Below are 15,309 nucleotides of genomic sequence, written 5' to 3' on the forward strand. Positions count from 1 at the left end.
ACAACCCGGAGCACTCGTCGGAGCGTTGTTCCGGAAACGGGTGGAAGGAATCCAAGATGACCCTCGGGTCGATGGCGCCGCGCCAACGGTGGCTGCTGCTGGGGCTGACGGCCCTCGCCACCGTCGCGTTGATCGCGGCGAGCGCGGTGGTGATCACCCGGCTGACCGGCGACAGCAAGCCGGACCGCAGCGCTCCGGTGGCCGGCTCGCCAACCCCGTCGCCGGTCGGCACACCCACCCCGAGCCCCAGCGGCCCACCGCCGGGCGCGGACATCACCGGCCCGCTCAACCTGCTGCTGGTCGGTGTGGACACCCGGGTCAGTGTGCCCGGGTGGGAGCCGCACTCGGACGCCGTGCTGGTGCTGCACGTGCCCAAGGGGTTGGGCCGGGCGTATCTCTTCTCGCTCCCGCGCGACCTGCTGGTGGACATCCCGGCGTTCCCCAAGGCTGACTACAAGGGCGGCAAGACCAAGCTCACCCACGCGATGAGCTTCGGCAGCCGGGTGCCGGGCAAACCCAAACAGCCGAGCACAGCCCAGGGGTACGAACTGCTGCGCAGCACGGTCAGCGGGTACACCGGGCTGCGCATCGACGCCGGTGCGGTGCTCACGTTCAACGGGTTCGACCGGCTGGTCAACGCCCTGGGCGGAGTGGACATCTACGTCGATCAGCGGGTCGCCTCAATGCACCGCCGACCGGACGGCAAATACCGGGAGAGCGCGCCGGGCGGGTACACCGGGCCGCAGCAGGTCTATGAGAAGGGCACCCAGCACCTCAACGGCTGGCAGGCGCTGGACTACGCGCGGCAGCGTTACATCACCGGCGGTGACTACGCTCGGCAGCGTCACCAGCAGCAGCTGATCCGGGCAATGACCCGCAAGATCCTGGATGAGGGCCTGGCCCGGCAACCGGATCGGGTCGACCAGGTGGTCGCCGCGCTGGGCGACACGCTGGTCTACGTGGGCGGGCGCCGGATCGTCGATATCGCGTACGCCCTGAGCGGCTTGCCGGAGAACAAGTTCGTGCTGGTCAGTCTGCCCGGTGCCGGCGTCGGCAAGGGCAGCGCCTACCGGGGCGAACAGCTCACCACTGTCGGGAAGCAGTTCATCACCGAACTCCGCGCCGGCCGCGCCGATGCCTACCTGGCAGCCCATCCCACCCTGGTCGTCAAGAACTGACCCCGGTCAGAGCGGCTTGGGGAGTGCGGGCTTTTTCGTGCCGTAGAGCCAGGCGTCGAAGACCGCGTCGAGTTGCTTGCCGGAGATGCGCTCCGCGAAGGCCACGAACTCGGCCGTGGTGGCGGTGCCGTTGCTCTTCTCCGCCGCCCAGGTCTTGACGATCTCGAAGAACGCCTTGTCGCCGACGGCCACCCGTAGGGCGTGCAGGGTCATGGCACCACGCTGGTAGACCGACTCGCTGAACAACTCCTCGACCCCCGGCTTGCCCGGAGGCGTCTTCCACACCTGCGCGGGCACCCTGGCGTACCGGGTGTCGAACGCCTCCTTGGCGGTGTACTCCTTGGTGTGCTCGGCCCAGAGCCACTCGGCGTACGTCGCGAAGCCCTCGTTGAGCCAGATGTCCTCCCACTTGGCCAGCGCGACGCTGTCACCGAACCACTGGTGCGCCAGCTCGTGGGCGACCACCTCGGTGTTCTCGCCCTGCCGGAAGAAGCTCGCGGAGTAGACCGGGCGGCTCTGCGTCTCCAACGCGTAGGCGATCCGGCTGTCCGAGATCACCACACCGCCGTACGCGGCGAACGGGTACGGCCCGAACACGCTCTCCAGGTAGTCGGCCACCTTGACGGTCTGCGCGATCGACGCGTCGGCGGCGCCCTTGGCCACGGTGGTGGTGACCGCGTTGTACACCGGGCGGCCCTTGTGCTGGCCAGTGGTGATCCGGAACTTGCCGATCACCAGCGTGCTCAGGTAGCTGGCCATCGGCGACTTCTCCGACCATTTCCAGGTGGTCCAGCCATCCGTGCTGGTCTTACCGCCGGGAACGCCGTTGCTGACCGCGGTGAGGCCGTCCGGAACGGTGATCTCGAACTCGTAGGCCGCCTTGTCGGACGGGTGGTCGTTGACCGGGAACCAGGTGCTGGCCGACTCGGGCTGACCCAGCGCGATGGCACCGTCGGAGGTGTGCAGGAAGCCGCCGTCACCGAGCGTCTCGTTCTTGAGCGGCTTCGGCACCCCCTTGTAGGTGATCTCGGCGACGAACCCGTTGCCGTTGATCAGGCCGGAGGCCGGCTTGATAACCAGCTCGTTGCGCTCCCGAGTGTGGATTGCCGGTCCGCCGTCCACAGTGACCGCGGTGACGGTCAGGCCGGCCAGGTCGAGGTTGAACGTCGACAGGTCCGCCGTCGCGGTGGCCTGCACGGTGGTCGTACCGGTCAAGTGGTCCTTTGCCGGGTCGTAGCGCACCTTGACCGTGTATCGCCCGACGTCGTAGCCGCCGTTGCCGTAGGTCGGGAAGTAGGCGTCGCCGACCCCCGCCGCGCCCGCGGTGAACGTCCGCTGCGGTGTGGCGGACGCGCTCGGTGGCGGCCCCGCCTCCGGGGCCGTCGAGTCGCATCCGGACAGTGCGAGTGCCCCGGTCACCAGCAGACCGGCGCCCATCCGCAGTCCGTGCCGCGTCACCCGCATCCCACACCCTCCCCGTACGGTGGCGGTGGCGGCGTACGCCGCTCCGCGCGAACGGGCTGCTCCCCGCCGTTCGCAGGCGGGAGCATATCGACCGGCCAGCACGACTCGTCACGGCAGTGTGGGAGCTGACCCACCCACCAACCAGGCGTCGAAGAGTGGGCGCAACTGCCGGTCCGCCACCCGCTCGGCCAGCGCGACGAGGTCCGAGGTGGTCGCGTTACCCGCCGCCCGCTCGGTGGTCCAGGTGCGCAGGATGCGGAAGAACTTGTCGTCGCCGACGGTCCGGCGCAACGCGTGCACGGCGAGCGCCCCGCGCTTGTAGACGGCCGTGCCGAACATCTGCTTTCGGCCCGGCTCGACCGATGGCTGCGACCAGTCCGTCGCGGCGTACTGGATCTCGAAGTTGCGCTGGGCGGTCCGGCCGCCGTCGTGCTCCTCCCACAGCCACTCGGCGTAGCTGGCGAAGCCCTCGTTGAGCCAGATGTCGCTCCACCTGCTCAGTGACACGCTGTCGCCGAACCACTGGTGGGCCAGCTCGTGCGCGACGACGCCCGGGTTGGGCCGGTCGTCCGCGAAGAAGGCGGGCCCGTAGACCGGGCGGGACTGGGTTTCCAGCGCGTACCCGATCCGGTCGTCGGCGATGACGATCCCGCCGTAGGAGTCGAACGGATACGGGCCGAAGCGGCTGGCCAGGAAGTCCGCGATAGCACCGGTGCGGGCCAGTGAGCTGGCCGCGCCGCCGGCCGGCGGCAGGCTCGCCGCCACCGCCGTGACCATCGGCCGGCCAGCATGAGTGCCAGTTTCCACCCGGTAGTCACCGATCACCAGCATGCTCAGGTAGCTGGCCATCGGGGCGCGCTCCGACCAGCGCCAGGTGGTCCAGCCGTCGGCGCTGCTCTTCGGCCCGGGCACCCCGTTGCTCAGTGCGGCCAGGCCGTCCGGGACGGTCACCGCCAGGTCGTAGCTCGCCTTGTCCGACGGATGGTCGTTGACCGGGAACCAGGTGGCGGCCGAGTCGGGTTGGCCGAGCGCGACCGCGCCGTCGGTGGTGTGCAGGAAGCCGCCGCTGCCCAACGACTCGTCGACGACGGGGGCGGGTACGCCCGCGTAGTCGACCGTCACGGTGAACTGCCGGCCGCGCGGGAGCTTGTCGCGCGGGGTCACCACCAACTCGCCGTCGTGGCGACGGTGGTCGGCCCGTGCGTCACCGACGGTGACGGCGCTGACATCCAGGCCGGCCAGGTCGAGATTGAACCGGGACAGGTCCTGGGTGGTCGTGGCCGTGATGACGGCTCGACCGGTCAGCCGGTCGGTCGACGGGTCGTAGCGGACGTCCAGGCCATAGTGGCTGACGTCGTAGCCGCCGTTGCCGTGCCCCGGCACGTACGGGTCCCCAGCGTCGGCCGCTCCGGGCCGGAACCCGTCGCTGTCGTCGCCCGTGCAACCGACCACGAACAGGCCGATGACGCAGGTCAGCGCGGTGGCCGTGGCGGCCAGTCGACGGCTGACCGGTGTCCGTCCGGTCAGGGCCATGCACACTCCTCCTGCGGTCCCGGTCAGGACGAGCGTAGTCAGCGCCGCTCACCGCGCGCCCCGAATCGACGATCATCAGTAACTTTCGTTGAAACAAACAAAAGTAGCCGTTGATTGACACTTTCTTTTGCCTTAAGCCGACGTTAGTGTCTGTCTCCAAGATGTAACGTGCTCGGAACATTCAAGCCGATCACGGCCGGGACGGCACACCTGCGCCCTGGCCCAATACGCGCAACGGGCGTTCGGCGGCGCCCCCCGCGACCGGACCCTCGTCGCACCTCTGCTGATCGTCATCGACGGCTAGCGCCGTCGCGAAAGGTGGAACCATGTCAAACCACACCGCACCCGACGCCTCCCCCACCGGCCGGCTCAGCCGCCGGTCCCTTCTCGCCGCCTCCGCCGGCGCCGCCGCCGCGCTCGGCGCAGCCGGCCTGCCGATCCTCGCCACCGGCACCCCCGCGCTCGCTGACCCCAAGGACAAGGGGAAGAGCAAGCTGCGGGTCGAACCGCTGATCCCAACCAACAACCGCGGCATCATCCTCTACAGCGTCCGGGACCGGATCTCCGCCGCGCCCGACGACAGCGGCGTGCCGTACGGCTTCGAGCGCGTCCTCGCCCGACTCGCCGAGATCGGCTACAAGGAGATCGAGTTCGCCGGCTACACCCAGAGCAACGAGATCCTCGGCCGGCAGATCACCCCGCGCGAGATCCGCAAGATCCTCGACGACAACGGTCTGGTCGCCAACGGCACCCACGCCACGATCCGGGCGGACACCTTCCAGCAGCAGCTGGACATCGCCGAGGAACTCGGCATGAAGAACATCGGCACCGGCAGCGACCCGACCAACAGCGCGTACCGGGCCGACTGGGACGCCGCCGCCGACACCTGGAACGAGCTGGGCCGGCAGGCCCGAGCCCGGGGGATGCGGCTCTACACGCACAACCACGACGTCGCGTACAGCTTCCTGCTCGACTCCGGACCGCTCGACGCGCAGGGCCGCCCCACCCGATCCTCCGGCATCCGGCGGCTGGAGTACTTCTTCGGCAAGACCGACCCCCGGTACGTCTTCTTCGAGTTCGACATCTACTGGGGCTACGTGGCCCGCTACAAGCACCAGAAGTACGTCGACCCGGCCGGCCGCGAGCAGACCGACCTGTTCGACCCGATCCTCAACGTGGCCGACCGGACCACCCGGTTCCCGCTCTTCCACGCCAAGGACGGCGACCGGGACACCAACGTGCCCAACGGCCACCAGATGACCCCGCTGGGCGAGGGCGACCTCAACTTCCAGCAGTTCTTCCAGACCATCGGCGAGCCGGACTTCCACCACGCCAACTGGGAGATGGACACCGCCCCCGGCGGCACCGCCAACCGGGGCCAGTCGCTCGACTTCGCGGCGACCAGCTACCGCAACATGTCGGACCTGACCATCTACCTCAAGAAGTGACCTCCGGCGCGGCCGGCGTCCGTCCGACGCCGGCCGCGCCCCACCCCGCCGGCGACGCCGCCGGCCGGTGACGGGCCTGACCGACCACCGGCCCGATCACCCCGCGCCTCCCGTACGGCGACGGGACGCACCCCGGTCCATCCCCCACGCAGTCGCGCTGCCGGCCCGAACAGGCCGGGGATGCCGTGCGCCTGCCGAGCACCGGAGCAACGATGACCCGACCGACCGGACGACGATGGCTCGCCCTCGCCGCTGGACTCATCCTCACCATCCCCCTCACCTCCGCCGTCCCCGCCAACGCCGCACCGACCGACGACGTGGCCCGGACCGCGCCCACCGTCGTGGAGAACGGCCCGGCCGCACTCCGCTCCACCGCCCGCGCCCCGCAGACCTACCGGGTGCTGGTGTTCACGAAGACCGCCGGTGAGCGCCGGGCGTCCATTACCGACGGTGTCGACACCATCCAGAAGCTGGCCAAGGCAAACCACTTCACCGTCACGGTGAGCCGCGACGCCGCCGTGTTCACCGCCGCCGAGCTGGCGAAGTACCGTGCGGTGGTCTTCCTCAACACCACCGGCGACGTGCTCAACGCCAGCCAGGAGGCGGCCTTCGAGGCGTACGTCAAGGCTGGCGGCGGTTACGTGGGTGTGCACGCGGCGGCGGAGACCGAGCCGGACTGGACCTTCTACCAGGACCTGGTCGGTGCGAAGGTGGCCGGCGCCTCACCGGTCGTCCGTGGCGTGGTGGACGTCGCCGACCGGGCCCACCCGGCCACCGAGACGCTGCCGCGCACGCTCACCCTCACCGAGGAGTGGTACAGCTTCAACCGCAACGTCCGGGGTACCTCGCACGTGCTGGCCACGGTGGACGAGCAGACCTACACCGGCGGCGCGATGGGATACGACCACCCGATCACCTGGTGCAAGGACCACCAGGGCGGGCGCTCCTTCTACACCGGCCTCGGGCACAGCATCGAGACGTACCGCTTGGCGAGGTTCCGTGAGCACCTGCTCGGCGGCATCCAGTGGTCCGCCGGCGTGGTCGAGGGCGACTGCGGTGCCACGGTGCTCGGCAACTACGAGAAGGTCACCCTCAATGACGACCCGGGCGAGCCGATGTCGCTGGCCGTCCTCCCGGACGGGCGGGTGCTGCACAACACCCGCGGCGGCGAGGTGCGGCTCTACGACCCGGCCAGCGGCGCCAGCCCGGTGATCACCACCGTCGACGTCTACCAGCACGACGAGGACGGCCTCCAGTCGGTGGCGATCGACCCGGACTTCGCGACCAACAAGTGGGTCTACATCTACTACGCGCCGAAGCTGAACACCCCGATCGACGACCCGGCCACCCCGGGCGTCAACGAGGGCGACGCACCGGCCACCTCCACCGACCCGACCGTGTGGGACAAGTTCAAGGGCTACAACCAGCTCTCCCGGGTCAAGCTGGTGGACTCCCCCACCCCGCACCTGGACATGAGCACCGAACAGCAGATCCTCCGAGTCGACGTGGACCGCGGCATCTGCTGCCACGTGGCCGGCGAGATCAAGTTCGACGGTAAGGGCCTGCTCTACCTGATCACCGGGGACGACACCAACGCCGGCGGCTCCGACGGCTACACCCCGATCAACGAGTCGCCGACCCAGGGCCCCGGCTACGACGCGCAGCGCTCCGCCGCCAACACCAACGACCTGCGCGGCAAGCTGCTACGAATCAAGGTGCGGGCCAACGGCACGTACACCGTCCCGAAGGGCAACCTCTTCCCCGAGGAGCGGGACACCGCCGGGAAGACCCGGCCGGAGATCTTCCTGATGGGGCTGCGCAACCCGTTCCGGTACGACGTGGACGCCGGGGGCATGGTCTACGTTGGCGACTACTCGCCGGACTCCCGCGTCCCCAGCGCCACCCGCGGGCCGGACGGCGCCGGTCGCTGGTTCGCCACCAACAAGGCCGGCAACTACGGCTGGCCGTACTGCTACTCGCCGAGCCTGCCGTACATCGACTTCGACTTCGTCACCCGGACCTCCGGCGCACCGTTCAACTGCGGCGCACCGGTCAACAACTCGCCGCGCAACACCGGCCTGCGGGTGCTGCCGAAGGTCGAGCAGCCGCAGTTCTGGTACACCTTCGACGCGCGCACCCCGTGTGCCGGGTCCTACCTGGAGACCCCGCCGGTTGGCTGCGACTTCAAGTGGCCGGTGATCGGCACCGGCGGCGTCGGCCCGATGGGCGGCCCGATCTACTCGTACGACCGGGCGTCGACCTCCGAGGTGAAGTTCCCCGAGTACTACCAGAACGCGGTGGTGTTCGGTGAGTTCACCCGGGACAAGATCTTCATGATGCGGACCGACGGCCGGGGCAACCTGACCGGGGTCGAGCAGTTCCTGCCAGGCGTCGTCTTCGACAACCCGATGGACATGGAGTTCGGCCCGGACGGCTCGCTCTACCTGCTGGAATACGGCGACGGCTTCTTCCGGGCCAACCCGGACGCGCAACTGTCGGTGATCCGGTACGTCAAGGGCACGCGGTCGCCGGTGGCGAAGCTCGACGCCACCCCGACCTCGGGCACGGCACCGCTGACCGTGCGGTTCTCCTCGGCCGGCAGTTACGACCCGGACCCGGGCGAGTCCATCTCGTACGCCTGGGACTTCACCAGCGACGGCACGGTCGACTCGGCCGACCCCAACCCGTCGTTCACCTACACGGCGAACGGGACGTACACCGCCAAGCTGACGGTGACGGACTCCAGCGGGAAGACGGCGGTGCTCACCAAGGAGATCGTGGTCGGTAACACCGCACCCACGGTGACCGTCACCTCCCCGGTGAGCGGCAGCTTCTTCACCTGGGGTGAGAGCGTGCCGTTCACCGTCACGGTGACCGACCCTGAGGACGGGCCGGTGGACTGCGCACGGGTGACCGTGACGTTCGTCCTCGGCCACGACAGCCACGGCCACCCGGACAGCTCCACCACCGGCTGCACCGGCACCCTCGCCACCCCGGCCGACGGCGGTGATCACGCCGGCGGATACCTGTACGGCGGGATCAGCGCCTCGTACACCGACCTGGGCGGCGGCGGCCAGGCTCCGATCACCACGGTCGGCCAGGCGATCATCCAGACGCCCCGACAGCAGGCCGAGAACGCCCAGGTGAAGCAGGGCGTCGAGGTGGCCACCACCGGCGACACCGGCGGCGGGCAGCACGTCAACGCGATCGACCCGGGCGACCACATCGCGTTCGACCCGATCAACCTGGGTGGGGTGTCCACGGTGACGTTGCGGCACTCCGGCGGGTCGGCCACCACCGCCGGCACCCCACGGGCGGCGGTGGAGCTGCGACTCGACTCGCCGACCGGCCCGGTCGTCGCCACGGCGACCCTGAACGCGACGGCCGGCAACGCGGCCTTCACCAGCACCGCGGTGCCGGTGGACCACCCGGCCGGAGCGCACCGGCTCTACCTGGTCTACCGCACCGTACCCGGCGGCCCGACCAGCGGTTTGGGCAACCTGAACTGGGTGGAGTTCACCGAGGGCTGACACTCCCGGTACGACGAAGGCCGGCCCCGCACCATGCGGGGCCGGCCTTCCGGCGTCTGACGGACAGGTCAGCGGTCGAGGACCAGGCCGACCTTCTGGAACTCCTTCAGGTCGCGGTAACCGCACTTGGCCATCGCCCGCCGCAGCCCACCGAACAGGTTGAGCTGACCGTCGGCCTCGTCGGCCGGGCCGAAGAGCAGCTGCTCCATCGACCCGAGCGGCTCACCGGCAACCTCGAAGGCACCTCGGGGCAGCGACGGGTGGCTCGCCGCCGAGTGCCACCAGGCACCACCGGCGGGTGCCTCGTCGCAGAGCGACAGCGGCTCACCGAGCATCACCGCGTCCGCGCCGCAGCCGAGCGCCTTGGCGATGTCGCCCGAGGTCTGGATGTCACCGTCGGCAATCAGGTGCACGTACCGGCCACCCGTCTCATCGAGGTAGTCACGACGGGCCGCCGCGGCGTCGGCGATCGCGGTGGCCATCGGCACCCGGATGCCCAGCACCGACTCGGTCGTCGACCACTCGTCGCCACCGATGCCCACGATCACACCGGCCGCGCCGGTGCGCATCAGGTGCAGAGCGGTCTTGTAGTCCGTGCAGCCGCCGACGATCACCGGCAGGTCGAGGTCGGCGATGAACTCCTTGAGGTTCAGCGGCTCGTCAGTGGTCGACACGTGCTCGGCCGAGACGATGGTGCCCTGGATGACCAGGATGTCCACCCCGGCGTCCAGGATCACCGGGGCCAGCGCCAGGGTGTGCTGTGGGGAGACCCGCACCGCCACCGTGCCGCCACCGGCGCGCAGCTCGCGTACCCGCTCAGCGATCAGGTCCGGGCGGATCGGCTCGGCGTACACCTCTTGGAGGCGCTTGGTGGCGCGGGCCTCCTCGTCGAGGCTGGCCAGCTCGTCGAGCACCTTGGTCGGGTTCTCGTAGCGGGTCCAGAGCCCTTCGACGTTGAGCACGCCGAGACCGCCGAGCTGACCGAGCCGCACCGCCGACGACGGACTCATGGTGGCGTCGGAGGGGTGGCCGACGCACGGAATGCCGAACGGGTACGCGTCGAGCTGCCACGAGGTGGAGACGTCATCGACGTCCCTGGTGCGGCGGCTCGGCACGATGGCGATGTCGTCCAGGTGGTAGCCGCGCTGCGCGGTCTTGCCCAGCCCGATCTCGACCACGTCACGCATGGGGACTCCAGGTGGTTGGGGGTGGTGGGTCAGCGGGTGTGGTAGTTGGGCGCCTCGACGGTCATCTGGATGTCGTGCGGGTGGCTCTCCTTCAGCCCGGCCGCCGTGATCCGGATGAGCTGGCCCCGGTGGTGCAGATCCGGGATGTTCTCCGCACCGGCGTACCCCATGGCCAGTCGCAGCCCGCCGACCAGCTGGTGGGCCACCCGGGACAGCGGCCCCCGGTAGGGCACCTGACCTTCCACACCCTCCGGCACCAGCTTGTCGTCGCTGAGCACGTCCTGCTGGAAGTAGCGGTCCTTGCTGTACGACTTGGCCTGGCCCCGGGACTGCATCGCGCCGAGCGACCCCATCCCGCGGTACGCCTTGTACTGCTTGCCGTTGACGAAGATCAGCTCGCCGGGGCTCTCCTCGCAGCCGGCCAGCAGGCTGCCGAGCATCACCGTGTCGGCGCCGGCCACCAGGGCCTTGGCGATGTCGCCCGAATACTGGATTCCGCCGTCGCCGATGACCGGCACGCCGGCCGGGCGGGCGGCCCGGGCCGCCTCCATGATCGCGGTCACCTGCGGCACGCCGACCCCGGCGACGATGCGGGTGGTGCAGATCGCCCCCGGCCCCACGCCCACCTTGACGCCGTCGGCGCCGGCGTCGACCAGCGCCTTCGCGCCGGCGTACGTGGCCACGTTGCCACCCATGATGTCGATCGTGACGTCGGACTTGAGCCGGCGGACCATGTCCAGAACGGCCCGCTGGTGGCCGTGCGCAGTGTCCACGATCAGCACGTCGACGCCCGCGTCGACCAGGGCGCGGGCCCGCTTGTAGGCGTCCTCGCCGACACCGATGGCGGCGGCGACCCGGAGTCGGCCGGCGTCGTCCTTGCTGGCGTCCGGGTACTGCTCGCTCTTGGTGAAGTCCTTGACGGTGATCAGGCCGCGCAGCCGGCCCGAGTCGTCGACGATCGGCAGCTTCTCGACCTTGTGCTGGCGCAGCAGGGCCAGTGCGTCGTCCTTGCTCACCCCGACCCGGGCGGTGATCAGCGGGGTGTGGGTCATGATCTCGCGGACCGGGGTGTCCGGCTCGGAGACAAAGCGCATGTCCCGGTTGGTGACGATCCCGACCAGCTGGCCGTCGCCGTCCACCACCGGCACGCCGGAGATGCGGTAACGCCCGCACAGCTCGTCGACCTCGCGCAGCGTGTCGTCCGGGTTGGCGGTCACCGGGTTGGTGATCATGCCGGACTCGGAGCGCTTGACCAGGTCGACCTGGAGCGCCTGGTCCTCCATGGAGAGGTTGCGGTGCAACACGCCGATGCCGCCCTGGCGGGCCATGGCGATCGCCATCCGGGCCTCGGTCACCGTGTCCATCGCGCTGGACAGCAGCGGAATGGACAACTCGACGTTGCGGGTGAGCTTCGTCCGGGTGTTGACCCGGCTGGGCACCACGTCCGACTCGCCCGGCTGCAGCAGCACGTCGTCGAAGGTGAGCCCCAGCGGAACCACCCGGGCAGAGCCAGCCGGCAGCTCGGGCAGGTGGCCGCCCAGGTCGGCGCGCTCGACGCCGCCCGGAAGATCGGTGCTGGGCGAATTTTCCACGATTGCTCCCCTGAGCTGCTCGGATGGGCTTCAGCGAGGTGGCGCGGGCGGGCACCGGAGCGCGCCACGGTGCCGGCACGTCGCTTCATCGTACCTAGTTAGCTGGGCTACCCGTCCGTGGCGGGCCGGCCCGGCGCGAGGCCCGGGGGCGGACGTCCACGCCGCGTTGGGTCTACGGTGAGGGGGTGCACGACGAGCCCATCGACCCGTTCAACGGCGACCCGGCCGATCCGACTGCGGGTCTGGATGACCCGGGCGATGACGCGACGCCGGATCCGCTGACCGACGTCGAGCGGCAGGATGTGTTGGAAGACCTGGCCGACCTGGAGATCTACCAGGCGCTGCTGGCCCCGATCGGGGTCCGTGGGCTGGTGATCGAATGCGAGGACTGCCGGGAGCCGCACTACTTCGACTGGGACCTGCTCCGGGGCAACCTTCGGCACCTGCTCAACTCGGGTCGCCCCCGGGTGCACGAGCCCGCGTACGACCCCGACCCGGACCACTACGTGACCTGGGACTACGCCCGTGGTTACGCGGACGGGGTGCACGACACCCTGACCGAGGGCACCGACGACGAGCCGGACGCCCCGACCGCCACCTCGTGACGATCGTGGGCGGCGGGTGCTCAGGCGACCAGGCCGGCGCGGAAACCAGCTGCCACCGCGTGCGCCCGGTCCCGGGCGCCAAGCTTGCGGAACAACCGGCGGGCGTGCGTCTTGACGGTGTCCTCCGAGACGAACAACTCCCGGCCGATCTCCGCGTTGCTCTTTCCCTCGGCCATCCCGAGCAGCACCTGAAGCTCACGCTCGGTGAGCCCGACCGACGCCCGGGTGGGCCGGGTGTTCGGGGCGGGCCGGGTCGGGTCGGTCTGGTCGGTTGCCGACTCGCCGGTCGCTGACTCAGCCTCGTCGTCACCCCGCTGCACCGGCACCGACGGCACACCCGCCGGCCCCTCGCCGGGCTTGGCCGCCCAGCCGGGGTCGCCGGAGCCACGCGGCGACGGCCCGGAACGACCGGAACCGCCCACCGCCGCAGCGTCCCGGGCCGGATCGGTGATCCGCTGTCGGGAGGCCCGGCCGGGTGCGGTGAGCAGCAGCAGAGCCTTGGCCACCGCGCTGGTCAGGTCGTGGTCGACATTCTGGATGAGACCACGGGCACCGGCGCTGATGGTGGCCGCCGCGGCCTCGGACTCCTCGGTGCCGAGCAGCAGCACCGCGGCCTGCGGTGCACGGGCCAACACCCGACGGACGAAGCCGGCGCTGTCCGGCCGGGTCAGGGCCGTGTCGGCCAGCACGACGTCGGCCGGTCGCTCGGCCAACCGCAGCATCACCTCAGGATCGGAGACGGCGGTACGAACGATTGCGGACAACCCCAGCCGCGCGGCAGCAGAAGTAAGGTGCTGGGCCGCGAGTGGTGTCCGAACGCACACAAGAACGGTACGCACTGTGGTCTCCTCTCCGCCAACGAGCAGACCATGACGGGGTCGGCTGGGGAGGGGGTTCCCGGCAATCCTTCGAACTTTTCCGACAGGTCGGACAAAAGCCGCGATCTCTCGGGCCTTTTCGATCACAGACGTGTGAATCGGCGACAAGCCGGGTACCGGGACCTCCAGGCCGGGAACGGTGCGCCTGCGCGGCCCGCCGCCCGGATGCCGGCCACAAGGATTCTCGCGGAGCCGCGCGGGAGGAGGGGTGCTGATGTCGAACGTACGCAGACTGCCCGGACCCATCGTCGATCTCTGGGACTGGCAGCGGCTCGGTGCCTGCCGAGGGCGGGACAGCGCCCAGTTCTTCCACCCCGACGGCGAGCGGGGCTCCTCCCGACTGCGTCGCGAATCCGCCGCCAAGTCGGTTTGTCGCGCCTGTCCGGTCCGGGCCGAATGCGCCGCGCACGCGCTGTCGGTCCGCGAGCCATACGGCGTGTGGGGCGGCTTCAGCGAGTCGGAGCGGCTGCGGCTGCTCGCCGTCGGCTGGGAGGACCTGGCGGACCGCCGGCATGCCCGGGTCGACGTCACGCGGCTGGAGGCCCGACTGGGCCGCCCGCACAAGTCGACCGTCCCGGCCCAACGCAACGTCGCCTGACCCGACAAATCCGCTGACATCCGCTGAACCGTGCTCCCCGACCGGAGGCGCGGTTCAGCATGTCCCGAGCAAGATCGACGATCACACCAGATCGGCGCCGTCGGGGTGTCGGGGCGTCGCGGATGCCCCGACATCCGTGAAGACGAGCGAATCGTGCCCGGGATCGGGTGATTCGGAGCCGCCGACGTGCGGTTGCGTGGGCAGTTTATCCGGTAATGGGTGTCTCGGGGTTGTGACCGGTCGCACCCGTGGGCCGGAATCATGGCGGGCGCAGGGTCGTTACATACCCTGACGATCGCAGCACCACCGGCCCACCACCCCGCCCCCGGGGTTGGACGGCCCCGCCCGAGTTGGAATGCTGGGCCCCGCCCGGTCGTTGCAGTCCCCGCGAACGACCACCCGGCCACCGCCTCCACGAGGGTGCCGTTGGATGGGCCGCCCCCGGAATGACCCCGGCCCCCCGGTCGTTACACCTGACCCCGGCGCCACGAGCTCTCCGCTCGTAGGTCGCCGACCCCCGGACGCCGAGCCACCGTAGGCGCCCACCCCGCAGACCCTTTCCCCCCCCTTGTACATGCGGCGCCGGACGAGGTGCTCACACCCGCACACCACCGACCCCCATCGGTAAACGGGTGTCCTTACCCCCGAAGGAGCTAAATCCTCATGAACACGATCATCCGTAAGAGCATGCTGTCCGTTGCTGGTCTCGCGTTCGCCGGTGGTGTCTTCGCCGGCCCGATCGCCGCCCACGCCAACCCGGTCGACGCCAAGCCCGCCGCCGTCGCCGTGCAGACGGCCAAGCCGCAGGGCGAGCAGTCCCGCATCCCGCTCAACGACGAGCAGATCGCGAACGTCAAGGCGATCATCGCCGCCACGAAGAAGGCCGGCCTGCCCGAACGGGCCGCGGTCATCTCCATCGCCACGAGTTTCCAGGAGTCGAAGCTGGAGAACCTGGGCCACCTCGGCGACCGCAACGACCACGACTCGCTGGGCCTGTTCCAGCAGCGCCCGTCCAGTGGTTGGGGTACCCCGGAGCAGATCACCAACCCCGAGTACTCCACCACCGCGTTCCTCAAGGGCCTGAAGCAGGTCGACGGGTGGCAGGACATGCCCCTGACCAAGGCCGCACAGACCGTCCAGGTCTCCGCCTACCCCGACGCCTACGCCCAGTGGGAGCAGCAGGCCGCCGACCTCGTCGCCCAGCACTGGAACAGCTGACCCACCGCAACACCACCGCACGACACCGACCGCTGGCCGGCACCCCCCACCCCGGGGGTGCCGGCCAGCGACGTTTCG

The 15,309-nt window shown here is 70.1% G+C and carries 11 protein-coding genes; 6 read left to right on the plus strand and 5 right to left on the minus strand.

Features of this window, described 5'->3' with window-relative positions; translation table 11 throughout:
- Positions 1 to 56: 56 nt before the first annotated feature.
- The gene (locus tag OG811_RS06550; RefSeq protein ID WP_406072797.1) at positions 57 to 1,178 is read left to right on the plus strand and encodes an LCP family protein; all 1,122 of its coding nucleotides are present in this window, start codon (positions 57 to 59) and stop codon (positions 1,176 to 1,178) included.
- Between the two features lie 6 nt (positions 1,179 to 1,184).
- Here OG811_RS06550 and OG811_RS06555 read toward each other — a convergent pair whose 3' ends face one another.
- On the minus strand, positions 1,185 to 2,642 hold the full coding sequence (locus OG811_RS06555; RefSeq protein ID WP_406072798.1) for a M1 family metallopeptidase: 1,458 nt from the start codon (positions 2,640 to 2,642) through the stop codon (positions 1,185 to 1,187).
- A 108-nt stretch (positions 2,643 to 2,750) separates the two neighbouring features.
- A complete protein-coding gene (locus OG811_RS06560; protein ID WP_406072799.1) occupies positions 2,751 to 4,175 on the minus strand; it encodes a M1 family metallopeptidase in 1,425 nt (474 codons plus the stop codon).
- A gap of 326 nt (positions 4,176 to 4,501) precedes the next feature.
- On the opposite strand from OG811_RS06560, the gene OG811_RS06565 reads away from it, so the two are divergent.
- Positions 4,502 to 5,623 (plus strand): sugar phosphate isomerase/epimerase family protein, encoded by a 1,122-nt coding sequence (locus OG811_RS06565; protein ID WP_406072800.1) that lies wholly within the window; start codon positions 4,502 to 4,504, stop codon positions 5,621 to 5,623.
- A gap of 212 nt (positions 5,624 to 5,835) precedes the next feature.
- On the plus strand, positions 5,836 to 9,153 hold the full coding sequence (locus tag OG811_RS06570) for a ThuA domain-containing protein (RefSeq protein ID WP_406072801.1): 3,318 nt from the start codon (positions 5,836 to 5,838) through the stop codon (positions 9,151 to 9,153).
- A 68-nt stretch (positions 9,154 to 9,221) separates the two neighbouring features.
- Here OG811_RS06570 and OG811_RS06575 read toward each other — a convergent pair whose 3' ends face one another.
- Together OG811_RS06575 and guaB are read right to left on the minus strand one after the other, a co-directional pair.
- Positions 9,222 to 10,340 carry a GuaB3 family IMP dehydrogenase-related protein gene (locus OG811_RS06575; protein ID WP_272613520.1) on the minus strand — a complete coding sequence of 373 codons (1,119 nt, stop codon included), beginning with the start codon at positions 10,338 to 10,340 and terminating at the stop codon, positions 9,222 to 9,224.
- A 29-nt stretch (positions 10,341 to 10,369) separates the two neighbouring features.
- Positions 10,370 to 11,932: an IMP dehydrogenase gene (gene guaB, locus OG811_RS06580; RefSeq protein ID WP_406072802.1), complete on the minus strand. Its 1,563-nt coding sequence runs from the start codon at positions 11,930 to 11,932 to the stop codon at positions 10,370 to 10,372.
- A 185-nt stretch (positions 11,933 to 12,117) separates the two neighbouring features.
- Here guaB and OG811_RS06585 point away from each other — a divergent pair, with 185 nt between their 5' ends.
- Positions 12,118 to 12,537 (plus strand): DUF5319 domain-containing protein, encoded by a 420-nt coding sequence (locus OG811_RS06585; RefSeq protein WP_406072803.1) that lies wholly within the window; start codon positions 12,118 to 12,120, stop codon positions 12,535 to 12,537.
- Between the two features lie 20 nt (positions 12,538 to 12,557).
- On the opposite strand, the gene OG811_RS06590 is transcribed toward OG811_RS06585, so the two are convergent.
- A complete protein-coding gene (locus tag OG811_RS06590; RefSeq protein ID WP_406072804.1) occupies positions 12,558 to 13,376 on the minus strand; it encodes a response regulator transcription factor in 819 nt (272 codons plus the stop codon).
- A gap of 253 nt (positions 13,377 to 13,629) precedes the next feature.
- On the opposite strand from OG811_RS06590, the gene OG811_RS06595 reads away from it, so the two are divergent.
- Positions 13,630 to 14,013 (plus strand): WhiB family transcriptional regulator, encoded by a 384-nt coding sequence (locus OG811_RS06595; RefSeq protein WP_406072805.1) that lies wholly within the window; start codon positions 13,630 to 13,632, stop codon positions 14,011 to 14,013.
- 663 nt (positions 14,014 to 14,676) lie between these two features.
- Positions 14,677 to 15,231: a hypothetical protein gene (locus tag OG811_RS06600; RefSeq protein ID WP_406072806.1), complete on the plus strand. Its 555-nt coding sequence runs from the start codon at positions 14,677 to 14,679 to the stop codon at positions 15,229 to 15,231.
- The last annotated feature ends 78 nt before the right edge of the window (positions 15,232 to 15,309 follow it).

The organism is Micromonospora sp. NBC_01638, from assembly GCF_045209745.1.
Lineage (GTDB): Bacteria > Actinomycetota > Actinomycetes > Mycobacteriales > Micromonosporaceae > Micromonospora.